Consider the following 21221-nt stretch of genomic DNA (forward strand, 5'->3'; position numbering starts at 1 on the left):
GATCCGCGAGATTATCGGCAGACGGTTTCCACCCCGTATTGATCGGGGTGAAATAAACGGCGGTCTGGCGCGCGCGCGGATGCCGCCGCCGGCTGCGGCAAAGGCGTCGCGCGGCCTTTGTATAATCGCGCATCCACTCCCCGGTCCCGCTTTCATGCTCAGTTTCGCGCTTGGCTTCATCGTCTCACTGCTGGTTACGCTGTTGATCGTGCGTTACGCGCATCTGCATGAAAAGTTCTCGACCGATGCGGATCTCGCGGGCGTGCAGAAATTCCACGCGCGGCCGGTGCCGCGCATCGGCGGCGTGGGGATCCTCGCGGGGCTCGTCGTGTCCGCCGCGCAACTGCACGGCGCGTATCCGGCGGTGTCCGGCGGCATTCTCGGCCTGGCCGCCTGCGGGTTGCCCGCGTTCGGCTCGGGGCTGACCGAGGACCTGACGAAACGCGTGTCGCCGCTCGCGCGGCTCGTCTGCACGATGGCGGCCGCCGCGATCGCGTATTTCGCGCTCGGCATCGCGGTCACGCGGATCAGCGTGCCGCCGCTCGACTTCCTGCTGTCGTACCCGGCGATCTCGTTCGCGATCACCGTGCTCGCGGTCGCCGCGCTCGCGAACGCGATCAATATCATCGACGGCTTCAACGGCCTCGCGTCGATGGTCGCGTTCATGATGTTCGCGTCGCTCGGCTACGTCGCGTTCCAGGTGCACGACGCGGTCGTGCTGTCGGCGTCGCTGGTCATGATGGGCGCGGTGATGGGCTTCTTCATCTGGAATTTCCCGGCCGGGCTGATCTTCCTCGGCGACGGCGGCGCGTATTTCATCGGCTTCATGCTCGCGGAACTGTCGATCCTGCTCGTGATGCGCAACCGCGACGTGTCCGCGTGGTATCCGGTGCTGCTGTTCATGTACCCGATCTTCGAGACGTGCTTCTCGATCTACCGGAAGAAGTTCGTGCGCGGGATGTCGCCGGGGATTCCGGACGGCGTGCACCTGCACATGCTCGTGTACAAGCGGCTGATGCGCTGGGCGGTCGGCGCGCGCACCGCGCGCGAACTGACGCACCGCAACTCGCTGACGTCGCCGTACCTGTGGCTGCTGTGCCTGCTCGCAGTGATCCCGGCGACGCTGTTCTGGCGTCACACGGTCCACCTGTTCTGCTTCGTCGTGCTGTTCGCGGCGACCTACGTGTGGCTGTACGTCAGCATCGTGCGGTTCCGCTCGCCGAAATGGCTGGTGGTGCGCAAAAGTCGCCGTACGTAGCAAGCGGCGTGCGCGCTCAACGCATATGGCCCTCTTACCGCGTACAATCGGGCCTGCCGCAACGTCGGCGCCGACATTAAAAGGAGAACCGTCATGACTCGATACATCGCGTTTGCGCTCGCCCTCTTCTCGGTCACGCTCGCCGCGTGCAACACCATCGCCGGCGCGGGCGAAGACCTGTCGCGAGGCGGCCAGGCAATCACGAACAGCGCGGAAAAGGCGAAATAAGCGGCGACCCGCCGCGGACTTCCGCCATCCGTTGCTGGCCGCGCAACGCGCGGCGCGGCGGGCGCCTGCGCCACCCTCGGCGCACCCCGCCGCACCAAACCGGCTCATCCAGCCTGCGAAACTCCGTCTCCGCTCCGCTTCATCGCCGCTCGACCGGTTCTGCCGGCACGGCCGTCGCTCGCCCGTTCAGGTGTGCCACTTGTTCTCCCGGTCGCGAATGCGCACGCCCTGCTGAGCGCGCTGCTTTGACGTCGGCGGTTTCGAAACGCTGCGGATATGCTTCGGACAGTTGACGTCCCACGCGTCGATCTCGACCGCGCTCGATCGCACGCCCGGCACGCGCCGCGCCATTGGGCTGCATCGGCATCGCGATCAGCGCGCGGCCCCACAACTCGATGCGCATAGTCGATCAGGAACAGGCGCGCGCGGATTGTGTTATCCGGAGATTGAGCGGCTTGGGCATCGGCGCGCGCACTACCGATGCGTTTGCCCTTTACCGGCCTCCGAAAAACCCCGCTCCGGTTCCCGGGAACGAATATCGCTGCCGCAGTCCTCGCGCACCCCGCCCGGACAAGGCCGCTTCGCACAACGAAACCCGCGCATTCGCACCGCCCGGCTGTCGGGATCGCGCTACCCTTGAAGCTCGCGGCGCGCTCGGCGCCCGCGAGTCCACCGATCGCTTCGGCACCGTGCGGCCGCTTCTGCGCCGCAACGGTTCGCCAAAGCCAGCGCAGCGAGGACAACATGACGAAGACCATCTGGATCGCCGTCGCCAACCGGGCGACCGCACGCATCTTCACGGCGGACAGTCCGCTCGGCGCGCTCGACGAAATCGAAACGCTCATTCATCCGGCCGGCCGCGCGCCGGAGCAGAGTCTCGTCACCGACAAGCCGGGCCGCACCTACGACCGCGCCGGCACCGGCCGTCACGCGGACTCCGACACCGCGCAGCACGATCACGAAGCGGCGGTGTTCGCGGCCGAAATCGCCGCGTGTCTCGCGAAGGGCCGCGAAACGGACCGGTTCGGCACGCTGATCGTCGCCGCGCCGCCCGCGTTCCTCGGCGAATTGCGCAAGCATCTGGACGCGCAGACGCAGAACCTCGTCACGCTGGAACTCGACAAGGATCTCGCGCACCTCGGCGCGCGCGAACTGCGCGCGTACCTGCCGGAGCGGCTGGTTCGGCACGAGGCGTAACGGCGCGGGCCGTCCGCCGCGCTAGCGGGCGGCGCAAGCAAAATCCGTCAGCCATGCGGCAAGCCTCGACCGCAAACGCCAGGCCGTCGCCGTTCACCACGCAAAACCACCTCGCCCCGGCCTACCCGCTCAACTGGCGAAATACGCGATGCAATGCCGGATGAACGGAATCGCATTCTCGCCGGCCAGCATGCCGAGCAGCCCGACGAGCGCGATCGTCGGCGGCGCGGGCGACTTCACGTCGACGACGTTATAAAGCAGGCCGACGACCACGCCGACCGCGAGCGAAACGAGATACGCCTTCATCGCAGTTCCTTGTCCCGGTGCGCGGCGCGCCTCATTCGGCGTCGATCACGACGCGGCCGCGCGTGCCGCCCGCGACCGCCTCGTACGCTTCGCGCGCGCGTTCGAGCGGGAACCGCAGCGCGACGACCGGCGCCTCGAAGCGGCCCGCGTCGAACCCTTCCGCGATCGCCGTCATGATCGGCGCGGACTCCACGACGCCGAGCTTCGCGCTGTCCGCGCCGAGCAGTTGCGTCTCGTTGTGATAGAAGTCGATCAGGTCGAACTCGACGCGCCGCCGCCCGGTCGCGCTGATCTCGACCACGCGCCCGCGCCGCTTCGCCAGCGACAGCGCGAGTTCGAACGCGACGCCGCCGACCGCGTCGTACACCACTTCCGCGCCCGCGCCGCCCGTCAGTTCGCGCACGCGCGCGGCGGTCTGGTCGTCGAACGGCACGAACTCGTCGACGAGCCGCGCGGCCGGCGAATCCGGATGCGGCTCGTGGCGGTCGATGCCGATCACGCGCGCGCCGCGCGCCTTCGCGATCTGCGTGACCGCGCCGCCGACGCCGCCCGACACGCCGATCACCGCGATCGTCTCGCCGGCCTCGACGCGCGCGTACTCGACCGTGCCGAGCCAAGCGACGACGAAGTTCACGCCGATCGACGCCGCCTGCGCGTGGTCGAGCGAAGCCGGCTTGCGCGCGAGCGCGGCGGCCGGCACCTCGATGAACTCGGCGTGCGTGCCGTTGCGCGTGAAGCCGATGTCGCCGCCGGTGCCCCATACGTCCGCGCCGAGCCACTCGTCGGGGCCGGCGACAACGGTGCCGCTGAAGTCGCGCCCCGGCACGCGCGGCAGTTGCGTGTGCCCGAAGTGGCCCGACACGTTCTTCACGTCGCTCGGATTCACCGACGCGCTTTTCACGCGGATAAGCGCGTGGCCGGCGGCGGGCTTCGGGGTCGGCAGTTCGACGTATTCGAGAACGTCCGGGGTGCCGAAGGTCTTGAACTGGATGGCTTTCATGGCGTGACTCCGCTGGGTGGGGACCGACGGCGCGCGGTTCGCGTCGCGTCGCGTCGATTTCAGGCGAAGTCTAGTTTGCCGGCAGACGATCGTGCGGACAGATGCTTTCGAATACCGGACAGGCCCGCCGCACGCGTTGGCGTCACGCGGCTGGCGCGGACGCTTCGTCGGCGGGCGCTTTCAGCGTCTGGGTCGCCTGGAAGCCGGTCGGCGGCGCGCCGAGTTCGCGGCGGAACATGTCGCTGAAGCTGCTCGGCAGATAACCGAGCGAACGCGCGACGCGGCTCACCGGCTCGCCTTCCGCGAGCCGCGACACCGCGACCGCCAGTTGCACCTGACGCCGCCACTCCGCGAACCCGGTGCCGAGTTCACGGCGAAACAGTCGCGACAGCGTGCGCGAACTCGCCCCGACCGACGCCGCGTGCTGCTCGAAGCTGACGTCGAGCGACGGGGCGGCGATCACCGCGTCGCACAGCATCGCGAGCCGCCGGTCCGCGCCGCCGGGCAGCGGGATGCGCTGCACGTGGCGGCGCGCGTGCGCGAGTTCCATCACGGTCAGCCGGTACGCGGTCTGCAGCCACGCTTCGTCGCGTTCCGCCTCGCGTTCGGCGAGCGTCGCGATCAGCTCGCGCAGCAGGCCGTTCACCTCGAACACGTCGCACTCGCGGCTCAGGTGGCCGACGTAGCGCCCGTGCAGATACACGTTGCGCATCTCGACCGCGCTCATCATCGTGATCCCGTGCAGCGTGCCGGGCGGCAGCCACACTGCGCGCTGCGGCGGCACGACGAGCGCCTCGCGGCCGGTCTCGACCCACATCACGCCGGACACCGCGTACAGCACCTGCGCCCAGTCGTGCATATGCGGATCGATTTTCAGGCCGCGCGGGTAGTGCCGCGCGAGCGAGCGGCCGTGATCGGGGCCGACGCGCAGGTCCGGCGGCAGGGCTTTGGGCATGGTGATGACGAAGGCGGCCCGCCGCGCGTGGCGCGGCGACGCCGATGCGCGACAGCATAGCCTGGCGGGCGAAGCGCGCAAACGCGGGACGGTGCTTCGATCACGACGCACGCCCGCGAAGCGCAAACCGCCCGCGGCGGCGCGAACGGTGATCGGCAAAGGAAGGCGGCGCGCGGGTTACAGCGCGTTCAACGGAATCTTCAGATACCGGACGCCGTTGTCCTCCGGCTCCGGCATCCGCCCCGCGCGGATGTTCACCTGGATCGACGGCAGGATCAGCGTCGGCATGTCGAGCGTGCGGTCGCGCGCGGAGCGCATCGCGACGAACGCGTCCTCGCTGACGCCGTCGTGCAGATGGATGTTGTCGCGGCGCTGCGCGGCGACGGTCGTCTCGAAGCGCGGCTCGCGCGCGTCCGGCGGATAGTCGTGGCACATGAAGAGGCGCGTCTGCGGCGGCAGGTCGAGCAGCCGGCGAGCCGAACGGTACAGCGTATGCGCGTCGCCGCCCGGGAAGTCGCAGCGCGCGGAGCCGACGTCCGGCATGAACAGCGTGTCGCCGACGAACACCGCGTCGCCGATCTGGTAGGCGAGATCGGCCGGCGTGTGGCCCGGCACGTGGAGCGCCCGCGCGGCGAGCGGGCCGACGGCGAACGTGTCGCCGTCCGCGAACAGGTGATCGAACTGCGTGCCGTCGGTCGCGACTTCGCGGCCGAGGTTGAACACGTCGCTGAACACCCGCTGCACCGTGCGGATGTGCTCGCCGATCGCGATCCGCCCGCCGACCTGCGCCTTCAGATACGGCGCCGCCGACAGATGGTCCGCGTGCGCGTGCGTTTCGAGCAGCCAGTCGACGGCGAGCCGCTGTTCGCGGACGAACGCGACCACGCGGTCGGCGGAGGCCGTGGACGTGCGGCCGGACTTCGGATCGTAGTCGAGCACCGGATCGACAATCGCGCAGACCGAGCCCGGCCCGCTGTGCACGACGTAAGTGACCGTCGCGGTGACGGGATCGAAAAACGGCTCGACGAGCGATGGCGATGTGTCGGGCCGGCCGGCGGTCGGAAGCGTCATGCGGAACTCCAGGTCATCATCTATTGAAACACATATTATGAATCGATATAATGTTTGTCAATGAATTGACCGACCCGTCACGGATCCAGCACAACGCGCGCGGTTTTGCGCGACGACCTATGAACTCACCGCTCACTCCCGAAGCCCTCGGCGCGCTGCGCGAATCGGCCGCGAAGGCGTGCGCGCTGCTGAAGGCGCTCGCGCACGAAGACCGTCTGCTGCTGCTGTGCCAGTTGACCGAAGGCGAACGCAACGTCGGCGAACTCGAAGAACTCGTCGGCGTGCATCAGCCGAGCCTGTCGCAGCATCTCGGCGTGCTGCGCGAAGAAGGCCTCGTGCAGACGCGCCGCGAAGGCAAGTACATCTACTACAGTCTCGCGGGCTTCGAAGTCATCCAGGTGATGCAGACGCTGTCGAGCCTCTATTGCGGCAAGCTGAGGGCGCAGCTCAAGTGAGCCCGGCCCATCAGCCCGCTTCGCCGCCCCCGCGCGTGGCCGGCCGGCCGCGCCGGCTCCATCGCCTGGCTCTTCACTCGACGCTTCACCATCCCCTCGCCGCCCGCCGCCTGCTCGCCGGCACCACCTGCCCGTAGCCGCACCAGCCGACGTCGTCCCGATCCCGCGAAGGCTTGACCGCGGCACGTATCGGCGCTCCGGTCGCGGTGACAAACTCCCGCCGGTCCAGCCGAACCGCCCCGCGCAGCACGCGAGCCGTCACGGACCCGGGATCCAGCGTCGATCGCCGCTCGCCCACGCGGCGGCGACGACCCGCCCCGACCCACTCTCCGAGGAGTCCCACACTCATGCAACTCGTCCAGCACGACGAACGTTTTTCGAGCGCCGACCAGATCACGCCCGACGACCTGCCCGCGCTCGCGCAGGCCGGCTACCGGTCGATCGTCTGCAACCGTCCCGACCACGAAGGCGGCGCGGCGCAGCCGACGTCCGACGCACTGCGCGCGGCGGCCGCGAAACTCGGCCTCCAGTTCGCTTACCTGCCGGTGAAACCCGGCCAGATCACCGCGGCGGACGCCGAAGCGTTCGCGCAACTGCTCGTCGATCTGCCCGCGCCGGTGCTCGCGTTCTGCCGCAGCGGCACCCGCGCGACGAGCCTGTACCAGCTCGCGCGTTCGCCGGCGACGGCCGCCAGCGCGCCCGCGCCGGCCGTCGCGCCCGCGTGCACGTGGGACGACACGACCTACGACGTCGTCGTGATCGGTGGCGGCCTCGCCGGCATCACCGTGACCGCGAGCCTGCTGCGCCGCCAGCCGAATCTGAACGTCGCAATCGTCGAGCCGAACGGCCATCACGACTACCAGCCCGCGTGGACGCTCGTCGGCGGCGGCGCATACGACGTGAAGAAAACGCGCCGGCCGATGGCGAGCGTGATCCCGCCGGGCGCGAAGTGGATCCGCGCGGCCGTGTCGCGGATCGAGCCGCAGGCCAACGTCGTCCATCTGGACAACGGCCAGCGGATCGCTTACCAGAGCCTGATCGTCGCGCCGGGGCTGCGGCTCGCGTGGGAGCGGATCGCCGGCCTGACGGAAACGCTCGGCAAGAACGGCGTCACGTCGAACTACCGCTACGACCTCGCGCCGTACACATGGGAACTGGTGCAGTCGATGAAGGGCGGCACCGCGCTTTTCACGCAGCCGCCGATGCCGATCAAATGCGCGGGCGCGCCGCAAAAGGCGATGTATCTCGCGTGCGATCACTGGCGGCGCAGCGGCGTGCTGTCGAACGTAAACGTCGAATTCGATCTGGCCGGCGCGGTGCTGTTCGGCGTCGCGACGTTCGTGCCGCCGCTGATGGAGTACGTGAAGCGTTACGGCGCGAACCTCGTGTTCTCGTCGAACCTCGTCGCGATCGACGGTCCGTCGCGCACCGCGACGTTCGAGGTGAAGGATGCGAACGGCAACGCGACGCGGGTCGCGAAGCACTTCGACATGATCCACGTGGTGCCGCCGCAGGTCGCGCCGGACTTCATCCGCGACAGCCAGCTCGCGGACGAAGCAGGCTGGTGCGAAGTCGATCACGCGACGCTGCAGCATCCGCGCTACCCGAACGTGTTCGGGCTCGGCGACGTCGCCTCCGCGCCGAACGCGAAAACCGGCGCGGCGGCGCGCAAGCAGGCGGTGATCGTCGCGGAGAACCTGCTCGCCGCGCGCGCGGGCCAGCCGCTCGCGTACCGCTACGACGGCTACGGATCGTGCCCGCTGACGGTCGAGCGCGGCAAGGTCGTGCTCGCGGAGTTCGGCTACGGCGGCAAGCTGCTGCCGACGTTCCCGCTCGATCCGACGCGCCCGCGCCGCCTGATGTGGTTCCTGAAGGCGAGCGTGCTGCCGCGCTTCTACTGGTCCGGCATGCTGAAGGGCCGCGAGTGGTTCACGCGGGCGTCGCGGGGCTGAACGCGATGACGGACGCCGCGATGCTGACGAGCGCGCTGCTCGGCTCGGTGGTCGGCCTGATTCTGGCGCTGACCGGCGCGGGCGGCGCGATCGTCGCGGTGCCGCTGCTCGTGTTCGGCCTCGGGCTGGAAGTCGCGCGCGCCGCGCCGATCGGACTGCTCGCGGTCGGGTTGTCGGCCGGCGTCGGCGCGCTGCTCGCGCTGCGCGAAGGCCACGTCCGCTACAAGGCCGCCGCGCTGATGGCTGCGACCGGCTCGGTCGTGTCGCCGCTCGGGCTGTGGGTCGCGCATCAGGTGCCGGACGCGCCGCTGACGCTCGCATTCGCATGCGTGCTCGCGCTGGTCGCGTGGCGGATGCTGCGCGCGGCGCGCGGTGCTTCCGGCCACGACAACGACGGCGCGGCGCATCGGCAAACCCGCCTGCCGTGCCGCCTCGACCTCGCGCGCGGCAAGCTCGACTGGACCGCGCCGTGCGCGCGGGCGCTCGCGCTGTCCGGCGCGGGGGCCGGTTTCCTGTCGGGGCTGCTCGGCGTCGGCGGCGGCTTCGTGATCGTGCCGGCGCTGCGGCGCGCATCCGACATCCCGATGCAGCAGATCGTTGCGACGTCGCTCGCGGTGATCGCGCTGGTGTCGACGACCGGCGTCGTCGCATCGGCCGCGTCCGGGCACATGCTGTGGATCGCCGCGCTGCCGTTCGCGGCCGGCGCGCTCGTCGGGATGCTCGGCGGACGCGGACTCGCGCGGCACGTCAGCGGCGCGCGGCTGCAACAGGCGTTCGCGCTGTTCGCCGGATTCGTCGCGCTCGGGATGGCCGCGAAGGCCGTGCACGCGCTGCTCGCAACGGGCGTCGCTCCGCACTGAGCCGCGCCGGCCGCTTACCGTTTGGCCCGTTCCCGCTTCAGCCCTCGAAATCGAGCCCGCCGATCAGGATTTCCGGCTCGCCCTGCGTGCGCGTCGCGAAGTCGATCGGCCGCGCGGCTTCCCACGCATGCAGCTTGCGCGACGTCGATTCCAGGTAATGCCCGAAGCGCGTATCGCCGCCCGGCTCCAGCAGCCGCTCGATCTCCGCGCTATCCCACGTGAGCGACACGTTCAGCGGATGCTCGTACGGATGCCGCAGCACGCCCGGATCGCCGGACAGGCGCACGCGCGTCGGGTGTCCGCGTCCTTCGCGCGGCACTACCTCGACGCGGATCTGCGGGTCCAGATGGCTCGCGATCCACGCGGCGATGCGCGGCGCAAACTCATGCTCGAATCGCTGTGCTGCTTCGCTGTTCATGCGCAGACCGCTCCGTTGGCGGACGGCGCGCGACGTCGCCGGGACTGCCGCGGCGACACGCGCGTCGCGTCATTTCACGTTGAACGCGTAGTGGCCCTGGGTGCGATGGCCGTCCGCGGCGACCGCGACCCAGTTGACGGTGTAGACGCCCGGCCCGAGATCGCCGACCGCGACGGCCATGTGCTTTTTGTCCTGCGCATCGACCGCCGACTTGCCGGCGCTGACCGTATGGCCCTGCGCGTCGCTGACGGTGATCGAGCTGAACGCGGGTTCAAGCGCGTCGTCGAACTCGATCGCGACTTCGTGCGGCGCGGCGACGGTCGAGTCGGCGGCGGGCGTGCGGACCTTCGGATACGCGTGTGCATACGCAAGCGACGCAGCGGCGAAAAACGAAACGGCGACGGCCGCATGCGCGACCGTGCCGGCGAAGCGGCGGGCAAACGTCATCGGATCGGACTCCGGCTGATGCGCGCCGCGACGGACTCCGCGCGGCGCAGGATGAATCGGTCCGGTGATCGTACCGTGTCGCACGCGCGCGGACCAGCCCCGCGCCGGGCCGCGCGCCGCGTCGCATAACGCGCGCCGGCTTCCGGAACCAACACGGCTGCTCGCCCGCCCCGGTTCAACCCGCCCGCGCGCCGCGCAGCGCGGCCGCGTTGCGCATGCCTTCGAGCGAATACAGCGCGAGCGCGACCCAGATCGCACCGTAGCCGAGCATCTGCACGTGGCCGAACGGCTCGCGATAAATGAGGACGCCGGTCAGCAGTTGCAGCGTCGGCGTCACGTACTGGATCACGCCGAGCGTCGACAGCGAAATGCGCCGCGCGGCCGCCGCGAACAGCAGCAGCGGCACCGCGGTGATCGGGCCGGCCAGCGCGAGCAGGAATTGCAGCGACGTCGGCGCGGCCGCGAACGCGCTTTCACCGCGCCAGCCGATCACCGCGAGATACAGCAGCGCGACCGGAAAGAGCAGCAGCGTTTCCATCGTCAGCCCTTCGAGCGCGCCGAGCCGCGCGGTCTTGCGCATCAGCCCGTAGCCGCCGAAGGTCGCCGCGAGCGCGAGGCTGATCCACGGCAGCGTGCCGTTCTGCCAGGTCAGGTACACGACGCCGGCCGCCGCGAGCGCGATCGCGCCGCCTTGCAGCGGCCGCAGCCGCTCGCCGAGGAACGCGTAGCCGAACAGCACGTTGAACAGCGGGTTGATGAAGTAGCCGAGGCTCGCCTCGACGATGTGGCCGGCGTTGACCGCCCAGATGTAGATCCCCCAGTTCGCGGACAGCAGCGCGGCGCTCGCGGTGAAGCGGCCGACGACGCGGCGGTCGCCGAGCGCCGCGCCGAGCCAGCGCCAGTGACGGCGCACGACGAGCACCACGGCGACGAACAGCAGCGACCAGGCCATCCGGTGCGCGAGCATTTCGAGCGCCGGGATCTGGTGCAGGGTCTTGAAGTAGACGGGGAAGAGGCCCCAGAGAACGAAGGCGAGCAGCGCGTACGGGATGCCGGGATTCATGGTCTCGATTGTTATGGCGCGGCGGGAAACGCGTGCCTCGGGGCAGGCAGGCGGCCTTGCAACCCGCGCCGCGCTTGACGCGCATTCGCACGCATCGCCGGACGGGCCAGCGCCGGATCGCCGGTTTTGCGACAATAGCGGATTTTCGCCGCTTACGACTGCCGCTGTCCAGCCTGACGGGCCGCTTGCGCCGCCCGCCGGATGCCGACGCCGCGCAGACCGACGCGACCGCCCCCTGACCCCGGCTTGCCGCCGGCCCGCCCGATGTCACTCCCCCATATCGATCCGCTTTATTCGCTGTCCGGCCTGTTCGTCGGCTTTCTCGTCGGGCTGACGGGCGTCGGCGGCGGCTCGCTGATGACGCCGATCCTCGTGCTGCTGTTCAACGTCCATCCGGCGACGGCGGTCGGCACCGACCTGCTGTACGCGGCCGCGACGAAGTCGGCCGGCACGCTCGTGCATGGCCTGAAGGGCTCGGTGGACTGGCGCGTGACGCTGCGGCTCGCGGCCGGCAGCGTGCCGGCCGCCACCGTCACGCTGATCCTGCTGCACCGCTACGGGATGGACTCGCCGCGCGCCGGCCATCTGATCCAGGCAGTGCTCGGCGCGGCGCTGCTGATTACCGCGATCGCGCTGATCTTCCGGCCGCAACTGGCCGCGTTCGCCGCGCGCCGCCGCCGTGCGCCGCGCGAGGCCAACACGCTGCTGCTGACGATCGTGACGGGCGCGGTGCTCGGCGCGCTGGTGTCGCTGACGTCGGTTGGCGCGGGCGCGATCGGCGTGACCGTGCTGCTGCTGCTCTACCCGCTGCTGCCGACCACGCGGATCGTCGGCTCGGACATCGCGCACGCCGTGCCGCTCACGCTGCTCGCGGGCGCGGGCCACTGGCTGCTCGGCTCGATCGACTGGTCGATGCTGCTGTCGCTGCTGTGCGGGTCGCTGCCGGGCATCGCGGTCGGCAGCCTGCTGTCGTCGCGCGCGCCCGACGCATTGCTGCGCCACCTCCTCGCGGCGACGCTGACGCTCGTCGGCGCGCGGCTGCTGATCGCGTAACGTCCAGCGAGACCCGCAAACCCCGGCGAAACACGGCAAACGGCCGCGCGACGGCGGCCTGGCGGAAGAGACGGCGCGGCTAGCGGAAGAACCGGCAGTTGAGATCGGTTTCGAACTGCCGCAGCCAGCGCCCGCGCGGATCGATCCGGTACGCCTGCGCCCAGCGGCCGCGCCGCACGACGACGAAACCGTCCTGCGACGGGTCGTCCGGGTCCGGCTCGCCGGAAATCTCGAAATGGAGCGGCGCGAGGCCGTGCCGCGCGCAGGCCAGCTCGAACGCGGCGCGGTCGACGATCGGCAGGTCGGTGTAGGTCCGGATGGTCATGACGGTTTCCCTCGGAGCCGGGCCGCGGCGGTCGGTCCGCGCGCGGCCCGCGTCGGTACGCATACTTCTCACGGTATACCCGGCGGCGGGAAACCTGTGTGTCACCGCGCACGTTCCGCACGCGCCTTTTTGTCGATTCATCGGACAAACGGGCCGGGACAGGCGGCCCGGACAAACGCGCGAGACCGGCGCGACGCAATCGAAATCGGACCGCCCAAACGCGCGCGGGCGGACCCGGCGTCGCACCGGAGTCCGCCCGCGCCGTGGCGGCGATGCGCGCCGCGCTTACTGCTGCTGAACGGTCAGCTTGTTCGACACCGACTTCACGCCGGCGACGCCCTGCGCGACCGTGCCGGCCTTGTCGATCTGCCCCTGGTCCGGCACGCTGCCGGTCAGCGTCACCGCGCCGTCGCGCGAGCGCACGGTGATGTTCGACACGTCGATGCCCTGCGTCTTCGAGATCGCGCGGCGGACCGCGTAGCCGAGCTTGCGGTTCGCGGTGCGCTGCGTCTTCGTCGGCTTCGCGGAAGCCGTCGCCGCGGTGCCGCCGGTGGCGTTCGTGCCCGCGTCGTCCTGTGCATACGCGCTGCACGCGATCGTCACGCACACCGCCATGCCCAGCGCCTTCAGAAAATTGACCGATTTCATGCTTTCTTCTCCTTGTTGCTCCGGATTGGACCGCCTCCCCCACCGCCGCACGGTCCGATGAACCGCGAGGCCGCGCCGGTTGGACGGCTTCGTTACGACTACCGCGGACCGGCCCGCCCGGCCTCGACGGCGGGCGGCAACGGGCTGGTCAGGGTCTTTGACACGGCGTGCGAGAGGCAAGGAGGTCGCGCGGAGCGCGGCGCCGCTTCGAAACGTGAAGCGGCGGCAACGCGGCCCGTGCGCCGCTGCATGTTCCGCGTGCTGCGTGCCCGGTGACGGGCGCCCGTTTGTTGTGTGACGCTTCGGGTCGTTGATGCGCAGGATCGGCGCGCGGCGGCGACCCACAATTTAGCCTGGTCCGTCACGACGCGCAAAGGGTTTGGCGATGCCGCGCGGCGCGCGCGCCACGGTCGCCCGCCGGACCGCCGGACCGCCGCCGGGACGGCGATCTCATGTACCATCGACGGGCGCGCGGCGGCCCGCCCGCCTGCCGCGCCTTCCCCCGACCGCCCGAGGCCCACCCGCTCCCGATGAAGTCCCGCTCCGGCCGCCGCGCCCCTCCCCGTCTCGTCGCGCGTTTCGTCGCGATTTCGTGGCGCGATCTCGCGGTGTCGTTCGGTCCGATCCTGCTCGTCAGCCTCGCCGCGATCTGGCTCGCGGTGCGGCTGATCCAGCCCGCGCCGCCGGGCACGCTGACGATGAGCGCCGGCCCGAAGGGCAGCACGTTCTGGAACGCGGCCGAGCAGTATCGCGAGATCCTCGCGCGCAACGGCATCACCGTGAACGTGCTCGAATCGGAAGGCTCCGCGCAGAACCTGCAGCGGCTCGCGGACCCGAACGGCAACGTCGACGTCGCGTTCGTGCAGGACGGCCTCGCCGGCAAGGTGCCGGACGGACTCGTGTCGCTCGGCAGCGTCGCTTATGTGCCGCTCGCGGTGTTCTATCGCGGGCCGCTCGCGACGAAGCTGTCGCAGTTCGACGGCCAGCGGCTCGCGATCGGCGGCGAGGGCAGCGGCACCCGCGAACTCGCGCAGATGCTGCTGAAGGCGAACGGCATCGCGCCGGGCGGCGCGACGAAGCTGCTGCCGCTGTCCGGCGACGCCGCCGCGCAGGCGCTGATCGACGGCAACATCGACGTCGCGTTCCTCGCCGGCGACTCCGCGCAGCCGCCGGTGATGGGCAAGCTGTACCGGACGCCCGGCATCCGCTTCTTCGACTTCGTGCAGGCGGACGCCTATGCGCGGCGCTTCACGTTCCTGAACGCGATCACGCTGCCGATGGGCGCGTTCGACCTCGGCCGCAACATGCCGGCGACGACGATCCACATGATCGCGCCGACCGCCGAGCTGGTCGCGCGCGACTCGCTGCACCCGGCGCTGTCCGACCTGCTGATCGAGGCCGCGAAGGAAGTGCACGGCCGCGCGACGCTGCTGCAGCGAGCGGGCGAATTCCCCGCGCCGCGCACCCAGGATTTCCCGATCAGCGACGACGCCGCGCGCTACTACAAGTCCGGCAAGAGCTTCCTGTACCGCGTGCTGCCGTTCTGGCTCGCGAGCCTCGCGGACCGGATGATCGTGCTGCTCGTGCCGATCATCGTCGTGCTGATTCCGGGGCTGCGGCTCGTGCCGTCGCTGTATGCGTGGCGGGTAAAATCGCGGATCTATCGCTGGTACGGCTCGCTGATCGGCATCGAGCGGGCCGCGATGAGCGATACGTCGGCCGCCGAACGCGACGGGCTGTTGCGCCGGCTCGACGCGATCGAGGAAGCGGTGAACGCGATGAAGATGCCGCTCGCGTATGCGGATCAGTTCTACGTGCTGCGCGAGCATGTCGGCTTCGTGCGTTCGCGGCTCGCGGCCGTGCACGCGGCGCGGGCGGCGGACGACGGCGAGAATGCGAAGCGGGACGACGAAGCGGATGAAGCTGACGAAGCGGGCAACGCGGACGACAGCGCCGAACCGCACGCGGCCGGCCCGGCGCCGGGCCGAACGCGCGACGATTGACGGATCGAACCCATAAACGCGATCACAAACGCACCTTTCATCGCGTAACATCGGAACCCGTCGGACTGACCGCGCGCCGCGCGGTCCGCACAAATAAAGCAAACCGGGAGGAACAGCATGATCAGCGGCATCGACACCAGCAAGCCGATGTGGTTTTACGACTTCGTGTCGCCGTTCTCGTACCTGCTGCTCGAACAACGCGAGAAGTGGCCCGCGATCGACTTCGTGCCGACGCCGGTGCTGCTCTCCGAGCTGTACCGCCACTGGGGGCAGACGAGTTCGTACAACATCCCGCCGAAGCGCGTGTTCACGTACCGGCACGCGCTCTTTCGCGCGGAGCAGCTCGGCATCCCGTTCAAGATGCCGCCCGCGCATCCGTTCGATTCGGTAAAGCCGATGCTGCTCGCGATCGCGTCCGGCGGCGACATCGCGTGCGTGCGCGAGATCTTCCGCTTCATCTGGCGCGAGGGCCGCGATCCGTCGAGCGACGAAGGGTTCGACGAACTGTGCGAGCGGGTCGGCATCACGCACGGCGCGTCGCTGATCGAGCAGGAAGTCGTGCGCGCGCAACTGCGCCGCTATACGTCCGATGCGACCGCGCTCGGCGTGTTCGGCGTGCCGACGTTCTGGATGAACCGGCAACTGTTCTGGGGCGAGGACGCGCTGCCGATGGTGCTGTACTGCGCGCGCACTCCGCACTGGCTCGACTCGCGCGAGGTGAAGCGCATCAGCGCGCTGCCGTCCGGGCTCGCGAAGCCGTCCGCCGACTGACCGGCGGCGCGCAACGCGCATCGTCACGGCCCGCGCGGCACGCTGATCCCCGCCATACCGCGCGCCCTATGGCGGCGCGGGTCCGTCCGGCCTATGGTTATGCCGTTATGCGTTATGCGGACCCTTCCTTCGCGCCGACATGGACGACCACGCCGCCTCTCTCGACATCTGGCTCGTGCGCGTGCTGCGCACGCTGCTGGTCGAGCGCAGCGTCACGCAGACCGCGCTGCGGCTGAACCAGACGCAGCCGGCGATCAGCACCGCGCTGCGGCGTCTGCGCGAGATCCTCGGCGACCCGATCCTCGTGCGCGGCAAGTCCGGCATGGTGCCGACCGAGTACGGCGAATCGCTGCTGCAACATGCGCAGCGCGTGCTGCGCGACGTCGATTTCGTCGCGACGCCGCACGGCGACTTCGACCCGGCGCGCTCGCGGCGCACGTTCCGCGTCGCCGCGCCGGACTATCTGAACGACTTCTTCATGCCAACGCTGATCGCGAGCTTTCGCGACGCCGCGCCAGCCGCGCGGCTCGAAATCCTGTCGCTCAGCCCGACGCTCGACCATCACGCGGCGCTCGACGCGGGCGAACTCGATCTCGTGATCGGCAACTGGCCGAAACCGGAGCCGCGCTTCGCGAAGAGCGACCTGTTCGCGGACACCGTCGTCTGCATGATGCGCGCGGACCATCCGCTCGCGCGGGAGCCGCTGACCCGCGACGCGTATCTGAACGCGCCGCATCTCGCGCCGACGCGCTATAGCGGCGCGAAGGCAAGCGCGATCGACGTCGGGTTCGCGAAGGCCGGCGCGCAGCGGCGCGTGGTCGCGACGCTGCCATATTTCGGCCTCGTGCCGCAGGTGCTGCTGCAATCCGATCTGATCTTCACGACGACGCGCCGCTTCGCGACGCACTACGCGAACCTGCTGCCGCTCGCGGTCGTCGAGCCGCCGTTCGCGTTTCCGCGCATCCGCTGCTATCAGTTGTGGCATCCGCAGCCGGACCGTCCCGGCGACGTCGCGTGGCTGCGCGGGCTGTTCGCGGACGCGTCGCGCGCGCTGACCGCCGGCGGCGGCCGGCGCGGCGCGGGGCGCCACGGCGCGGCCTGGAACCGGTAGCCGAAGCCGCCGAGAAAAACGTCGCTGTCCTTGTCGTAGGGGGTCATCACGCGGTGCCATGCGACGCGCGCGAACCAGTGGCGGCTCAGGTTGTACGCGGCCGTCATCGTGAACAGCAGCGACACCGGGCGGCCATTGCCGGATGGCGTGTCGCGCCCGACCGCGTAATACGGCCCCGCGCCGACGCCGAGGCTCAGCCGGTCGTCCGCGAAACCGCGCCGCAGCCACAGTTGCCCGGCGACGCCGCGCCGCTTGCTGAGCGAGGTCGAACCTTCGTCGAGCCAGCTCAGCGTCGCGTCGAAGTAGCGGTTCAGGCCGTGCCGGTATTCGACGGACCATGCGAACGCACTCGGCGTGCCGCGGTTGTTCACCGTCGCCAGCCCGACCAGCGCGGCCAACTGGTCGCCGGACGGCACGCTGGCCGCGGTGCCGCCCGCGAGCGGGCCGCGTCCGCGCGGCGCATCGAGCTGATAGCCGATCCCGAACATCAGCGACGTGCTGTCGAAGCTGCTCGCGGCGACCACCTGGTTCAACCGTAGCTGGTAGAACACGCGGCTTGCCGTGTACCACGTCGCCGCGACGCTCATCAGCGCACCCCAGCCGTGGTCGTCGCGATAACCGCCGGACGTCGTGTTGAAGAAGCCGTACGGCCCGATGCCGGCGGCAATCGACAGCCTGCGGTCGAAGAACTGCGCGCGCCGCCAGTACTGGAACGCGAGGCCGTCGCGATGGTTGTCGCGCACCGCGCCTTCGTTGATCCATTCGAACGCGAGCGCATCGTGTTCAGTCAGCGCGTGCTGATACTCGACACCCCACGCCCTGACCCAATGCGATTCGTCGTGCGCATGCAGCGGCCCCATGAACAGCGCCACTTCCTGCGCGCAGGCCGGCCCCGCGACCGGGGCGACGGCCGCGAACGTCACGCACGTCAGCAGGCGCGCCACTGCGACGACTGGTTTCAACAGGCAGATCCTCCGTGCATCTCGCGCGAACGGCCGCATGAAGGCACGGAAGCAACGAGGACAAAGAAGCCTGCAGGGTAATCAACGTTTCCGCGTCGATGCCGTGAACGCCGTGCGGCACGTTGAACCGGATGACGATTTGGCACGGATTGCGCGGATTGCGCGGGCGATGCGGCGCGAACCGCCGCCGCGGGTCAGCGCATCACCGCCTCGGGCTGCGCCGCGCGTACCGCGGCGGTGCGGACCTGCATCAGTTGCGCGGCGACCGCGAGCGCGATCGACGCGGGCGCCTTGTCCACGATGCCCGGCACGCCGATCGGGCAGACGATCTCCGTCAGCCGCGCCGGTTCGACGCCGCGCGCGACGAGCCGGCGCTCGAACTTCACGCGCTTCGTCTGCGAGCCGATCAGCCCGAACCACGACACGTCGCGGCGGCGCATGATCCGCTCGGTCAACTCGAAATCGAGCGCATGGTTGTGCGTCATCACGAGGAAATACGCGCCGGGCGGCGCGCGGTCGACGAGCGCGGCCGGCGTGTCGGTCGCCTCGACCTGCACGTTCGCGGGCGTCTCGTCCGGAAAGAGTTCGTCGCGCTCGTCCACCCACTGCACGACGCACGGCAACGTGCCGAGCAGCCGCGCGAGCGCATGGCCGACGTGACCCGCGCCGAACAGCACGACGTGCATCGGCGCAGCCTGCGGCGCGCCGGTCACGCGCCGCCCGATCACCGGTCCCGTCGATGGGGGTTCCATCGCCTGCATTGCCGCGCTCCTCGCTTCAACCCGGCGCCGCCGCGGCGCGCACCGCGCGCACGCTGCGCAGGATTTCCTCGGCGGTCGCCGGCCCGTTCAGCGGCGGATTCACGCGATAGTCGGCGACGCTCGCCACCGCGTCGCGGATCGCGAAGAACACCGAGAACGGCAGCAGCAGCGGCGGCTCGCCCACCGCCTTCGAACGGTGGATGCTGTCCTCCGCGTTGCGGTTCTCGTAGAGCCTCACGCGGAAGTCGGCCGGCATGTCGTTGACGGTCGGGATCTTGTACGTGGACGGCGCGTGCGTCATCAGACGGCCGTCCTTGTTCCACCACAGTTCCTCGGTCGTGAGCCAGCCCATGCCCTGCACGAACGCGCCTTCGACCTGGCCCACGTCGAGCGCCGGGTTCAACGACGCGCCGACGTCGTGCAGCGCGTCCGCGCGCAGCACGCGCATCTCGCCGGTCAGCGTGTCGATCACGACTTCGGAGACCGCCGCGCCGTATGAGTAGTAGTGAAACGGCCGGCCTTGCAGCGCCGCCTGGTTCCAGTGCAGCTTCGGCGTCGCGTAGAAGCCGTCCGACCACAACTGCACCCGCGCCAGATACGCTTTTGCGACGACCTCGCCGAACGGCACCGCATTGCCGCCGACGATCACGCTGTCGTGCGCGAAACGCACGTCCGATGCGCTGACGCCGTCATCGCCCCACGTGCTCGCGGCGAACGCCGCGAGCCGCTCGCGCAGTTGCCGCGCCGCGTCCTGCGCGGCCTTGCCGTTCAGGTCCGAGCCGGTCGACGCGGCGGTCGCGGACGTGTTCGCGACCTTGCTCGTGTCGGTCGCGCTGACCCGCACGCGCGCGAAGTCGATCCCGAGTTCGTGCGCGACGACCTGCGCGACCTTCGTGTTCAGCCCCTGGCCCATCTCGGTGCCGCCGTGGTTCACGAGCACCGAGCCGTCGGTGTAGATGTGGACGAGCGCGCCCGCCTGGTTGAAGTGCGTGACGTTGAACGCAATGCCGAACTTCACCGGCGTCAGCGCGATGCCCTTCTTCAGCACGTCGTTGTTCGCGTTGAACGCGCGGATGGCGGCGCGCCGCGCGCGATAACCGCTCGTCGTCTCCAGTTCGGCGATCAGCTCGTGCAGCACGTTGTCGTCGATCGCCTGCCCGTACGGCGTCACGTTGTCGTCGGTCTTGCCGTACAGGTTGCGGCGGCGCACGTCGAGCGGATCGAGGCCGAGCGTGCGCGCAATGTCGTCGATGATGTACTCGATCGCGAACGCGCCCTGCGGGCCGCCGAAGCCGCGAAACGCGGTGTTCGACTGCGTGTTGGTCTTGCCGCAATGGCCCGCGATCGACACGTCCTTCAGCCAGTACGCGTTGTCGAAGTGACACACGGCGCGCGTCATCACCGGGCCGGACAGGTCCGCGGAGAAACCGCAGCGCGACGTCATGTCGACGGCTACGCCGTCGATCGCGCCGTCGTCGCCGTAACCGACCTCGTAGGTGTAGTGGAAGTCGTGCCGCTTGCCGGTGATCGTCATGTCGTCGTCGCGGTCGGGCCGCAGTTTCACCGGACACAGCAGCTTCCACGCGGCGAGCGCCGCGCAGCACGCGAACAGACCGGACTGCGATTCCTTGCCGCCGAAACCGCCGCCCATCCGCCGGCATTCGACCAGCACGTTGTGCGACGCGACGCCGAGCACGTGCGCGACCAGATGCTGCATCTCGCTCGGGTGCTGCGTCGAGCACCACACGTGCATGCCGTCGTCGTCCTTCGGCACCGCGTAGGCGATCTGCCCTTCCAGATAGAACTGCTCCTGGCCGCCGAGCGTCATCTCGCCGGCCGCGCGATGCGGCGCGCGCGCGAGACGCGCGGCCGCGTCGCCGCGCGCGAGCTTCAGCGGCGGGATCACGTACTGTTCGGCCGCGCGCGCCTGCTGCGCGGTGAGCACGGCGGGCAGCTCCTCGTAGACGACTTCCGCGCGGCGCGCGGCGCGCCGCGCCGTTTCGTGCGACGTCGCGACGACGATGAACATCGGCTGGCCGACGTACTGCACGAGACCGTCCGCGAGCACCGGGTCGTCGTGGACGATCGGCCCGCAGTCGTTGGTGCCGGGAATGTCGCTGGCCGTCAGCACCGCGACGACGCCGGGCGTCGCGTGGACCTTGTCGAGCCCGAGCGACACGAGCCGCGCGTGCGCCTTCGACGACAGCCCGAGCGCCGCGTGCAGCGTGCCGGCGACGACCGGAATGTCGTCGGTGTAGGTCGCGCGGCCGCTTACGTGCAGATGCGCGGATTCGTGCGGGCGCGACACGTGCACCTGCGCGAACGCCTCGCGCTGCTGCGCGTCCTCGATGAACGGTTCGACCTGCTGGTTCATGAC

Annotated in this window: 22 protein-coding genes; 10 read left to right on the forward strand and 12 right to left on the reverse strand. The window is 69.9% G+C overall.

What is annotated here, in order from left to right:
- Window positions 1-154: 154 nt before the first annotated feature.
- Complete coding sequence (locus BLV92_RS14575; RefSeq protein WP_090546001.1) at window positions 155-1258, forward strand: MraY family glycosyltransferase; 1104 nt, start codon at window positions 155-157, stop codon at window positions 1256-1258.
- A gap of 93 nt (window positions 1259-1351) precedes the next feature.
- Window positions 1352-1486 carry an entericidin A/B family lipoprotein gene (locus tag BLV92_RS14580; protein ID WP_090546003.1) on the forward strand — a complete coding sequence of 45 codons (135 nt, stop codon included), beginning with the start codon at window positions 1352-1354 and terminating at the stop codon, window positions 1484-1486.
- A gap of 186 nt (window positions 1487-1672) precedes the next feature.
- Here the strand turns inward: BLV92_RS14580 and BLV92_RS32085 are convergent, their stop codons facing one another.
- The gene (locus BLV92_RS32085; RefSeq protein WP_167627063.1) at window positions 1673-1837 is read right to left on the reverse strand and encodes a hypothetical protein; all 165 of its coding nucleotides are present in this window, start codon (window positions 1835-1837) and stop codon (window positions 1673-1675) included.
- A gap of 393 nt (window positions 1838-2230) precedes the next feature.
- Between BLV92_RS32085 and BLV92_RS32090 the strand changes: the two genes are divergently transcribed.
- Window positions 2231-2683: a host attachment protein gene (locus BLV92_RS32090; RefSeq protein WP_166676942.1), complete on the forward strand. Its 453-nt coding sequence runs from the start codon at window positions 2231-2233 to the stop codon at window positions 2681-2683.
- A gap of 129 nt (window positions 2684-2812) precedes the next feature.
- Here BLV92_RS32090 and BLV92_RS14590 read toward each other — a convergent pair whose 3' ends face one another.
- The 4 genes from BLV92_RS14590 to BLV92_RS14605 form a co-directional block, all read right to left on the reverse strand.
- Window positions 2813-2989 carry a DUF1427 family protein gene (locus BLV92_RS14590; protein ID WP_090546007.1) on the reverse strand — a complete coding sequence of 59 codons (177 nt, stop codon included), beginning with the start codon at window positions 2987-2989 and terminating at the stop codon, window positions 2813-2815.
- 31 nt (window positions 2990-3020) lie between these two features.
- A complete protein-coding gene (locus BLV92_RS14595) occupies window positions 3021-3989 on the reverse strand; it encodes a quinone oxidoreductase family protein (RefSeq protein WP_090546009.1) in 969 nt (322 codons plus the stop codon).
- Between the two features lie 142 nt (window positions 3990-4131).
- Complete coding sequence (locus tag BLV92_RS14600; protein WP_090546010.1) at window positions 4132-4944, reverse strand: AraC family transcriptional regulator; 813 nt, start codon at window positions 4942-4944, stop codon at window positions 4132-4134.
- 177 nt (window positions 4945-5121) lie between these two features.
- Window positions 5122-6015, reverse strand: a complete 894-nt coding sequence (locus tag BLV92_RS14605) for an MBL fold metallo-hydrolase (RefSeq protein ID WP_090546013.1) — start codon at window positions 6013-6015, stop codon at window positions 5122-5124.
- A gap of 119 nt (window positions 6016-6134) precedes the next feature.
- On the opposite strand from BLV92_RS14605, the gene BLV92_RS14610 reads away from it, so the two are divergent.
- The 3 genes from BLV92_RS14610 to BLV92_RS14620 all read left to right on the forward strand — a co-directional run bounded on the left by BLV92_RS14610 (window position 6135) and on the right by BLV92_RS14620 (window position 9282).
- On the forward strand, window positions 6135-6470 hold the full coding sequence (locus tag BLV92_RS14610) for an ArsR/SmtB family transcription factor (RefSeq protein WP_090546015.1): 336 nt from the start codon (window positions 6135-6137) through the stop codon (window positions 6468-6470).
- A gap of 347 nt (window positions 6471-6817) precedes the next feature.
- A complete protein-coding gene (locus tag BLV92_RS14615) occupies window positions 6818-8422 on the forward strand; it encodes a bifunctional protein tyrosine phosphatase family protein/NAD(P)/FAD-dependent oxidoreductase (RefSeq protein ID WP_090546017.1) in 1605 nt (534 codons plus the stop codon).
- Window positions 8423-8427: 5 nt separating this feature from the next.
- Window positions 8428-9282: a sulfite exporter TauE/SafE family protein gene (locus BLV92_RS14620; RefSeq protein ID WP_090547105.1), complete on the forward strand. Its 855-nt coding sequence runs from the start codon at window positions 8428-8430 to the stop codon at window positions 9280-9282.
- A gap of 37 nt (window positions 9283-9319) precedes the next feature.
- Here the strand turns inward: BLV92_RS14620 and BLV92_RS14625 are convergent, their stop codons facing one another.
- The 3 genes from BLV92_RS14625 to rarD form a co-directional block, all read right to left on the reverse strand.
- On the reverse strand, window positions 9320-9700 hold the full coding sequence (locus BLV92_RS14625; RefSeq protein ID WP_090546019.1) for a DUF5594 family protein: 381 nt from the start codon (window positions 9698-9700) through the stop codon (window positions 9320-9322).
- 69 nt (window positions 9701-9769) lie between these two features.
- Complete coding sequence (locus tag BLV92_RS14630) at window positions 9770-10147, reverse strand: copper resistance protein CopC (protein WP_090546021.1); 378 nt, start codon at window positions 10145-10147, stop codon at window positions 9770-9772.
- 175 nt (window positions 10148-10322) lie between these two features.
- Window positions 10323-11210, reverse strand: coding sequence for an EamA family transporter RarD (gene rarD / locus BLV92_RS14635; RefSeq protein WP_090546022.1), 888 nt, complete (start codon window positions 11208-11210; stop codon window positions 10323-10325).
- Between the two features lie 264 nt (window positions 11211-11474).
- On the opposite strand from rarD, the gene BLV92_RS14640 reads away from it, so the two are divergent.
- The gene (locus BLV92_RS14640) at window positions 11475-12263 is read left to right on the forward strand and encodes a sulfite exporter TauE/SafE family protein (protein ID WP_090546024.1); all 789 of its coding nucleotides are present in this window, start codon (window positions 11475-11477) and stop codon (window positions 12261-12263) included.
- Between the two features lie 79 nt (window positions 12264-12342).
- On the opposite strand, the gene BLV92_RS14645 is transcribed toward BLV92_RS14640, so the two are convergent.
- Complete coding sequence (locus BLV92_RS14645) at window positions 12343-12588, reverse strand: hypothetical protein (protein WP_090546026.1); 246 nt, start codon at window positions 12586-12588, stop codon at window positions 12343-12345.
- A 285-nt stretch (window positions 12589-12873) separates the two neighbouring features.
- A complete protein-coding gene (locus BLV92_RS14650; protein ID WP_090546028.1) occupies window positions 12874-13236 on the reverse strand; it encodes a BON domain-containing protein in 363 nt (120 codons plus the stop codon).
- Window positions 13237-13766: 530 nt separating this feature from the next.
- Between BLV92_RS14650 and BLV92_RS14655 the strand changes: the two genes are divergently transcribed.
- The 3 genes from BLV92_RS14655 (at window position 13767) to BLV92_RS14665 (ending at window position 17121) form a co-directional block, all read left to right on the forward strand.
- Window positions 13767-15239 (forward strand): TAXI family TRAP transporter solute-binding subunit, encoded by a 1473-nt coding sequence (locus BLV92_RS14655; protein WP_090546030.1) that lies wholly within the window; start codon window positions 13767-13769, stop codon window positions 15237-15239.
- 117 nt (window positions 15240-15356) lie between these two features.
- On the forward strand, window positions 15357-16010 hold the full coding sequence (locus tag BLV92_RS14660) for a 2-hydroxychromene-2-carboxylate isomerase (protein ID WP_090546032.1): 654 nt from the start codon (window positions 15357-15359) through the stop codon (window positions 16008-16010).
- Between the two features lie 139 nt (window positions 16011-16149).
- Entirely contained in the window at window positions 16150-17121 is a 972-nt protein-coding gene (locus BLV92_RS14665; RefSeq protein ID WP_090546034.1) for a LysR family transcriptional regulator, read from the forward strand.
- Window positions 17122-18277: 1156 nt separating this feature from the next.
- Here BLV92_RS14665 and xdhC read toward each other — a convergent pair.
- Together xdhC and xdhB are read right to left on the reverse strand one after the other, a co-directional pair.
- Window positions 18278-18844 carry a xanthine dehydrogenase accessory protein XdhC gene (xdhC, locus tag BLV92_RS14670; RefSeq protein WP_373681871.1) on the reverse strand — a complete coding sequence of 189 codons (567 nt, stop codon included), beginning with the start codon at window positions 18842-18844 and terminating at the stop codon, window positions 18278-18280.
- 16 nt (window positions 18845-18860) lie between these two features.
- A complete protein-coding gene (gene xdhB / locus BLV92_RS14675) occupies window positions 18861-21218 on the reverse strand; it encodes a xanthine dehydrogenase molybdopterin binding subunit (protein ID WP_090546036.1) in 2358 nt (785 codons plus the stop codon).
- Window positions 21219-21221 lie beyond the last annotated feature (3 nt).

The sequence above is a fragment of the Paraburkholderia caballeronis genome (assembly GCF_900104845.1).
Taxonomy (GTDB): domain Bacteria; phylum Pseudomonadota; class Gammaproteobacteria; order Burkholderiales; family Burkholderiaceae; genus Paraburkholderia; species Paraburkholderia caballeronis.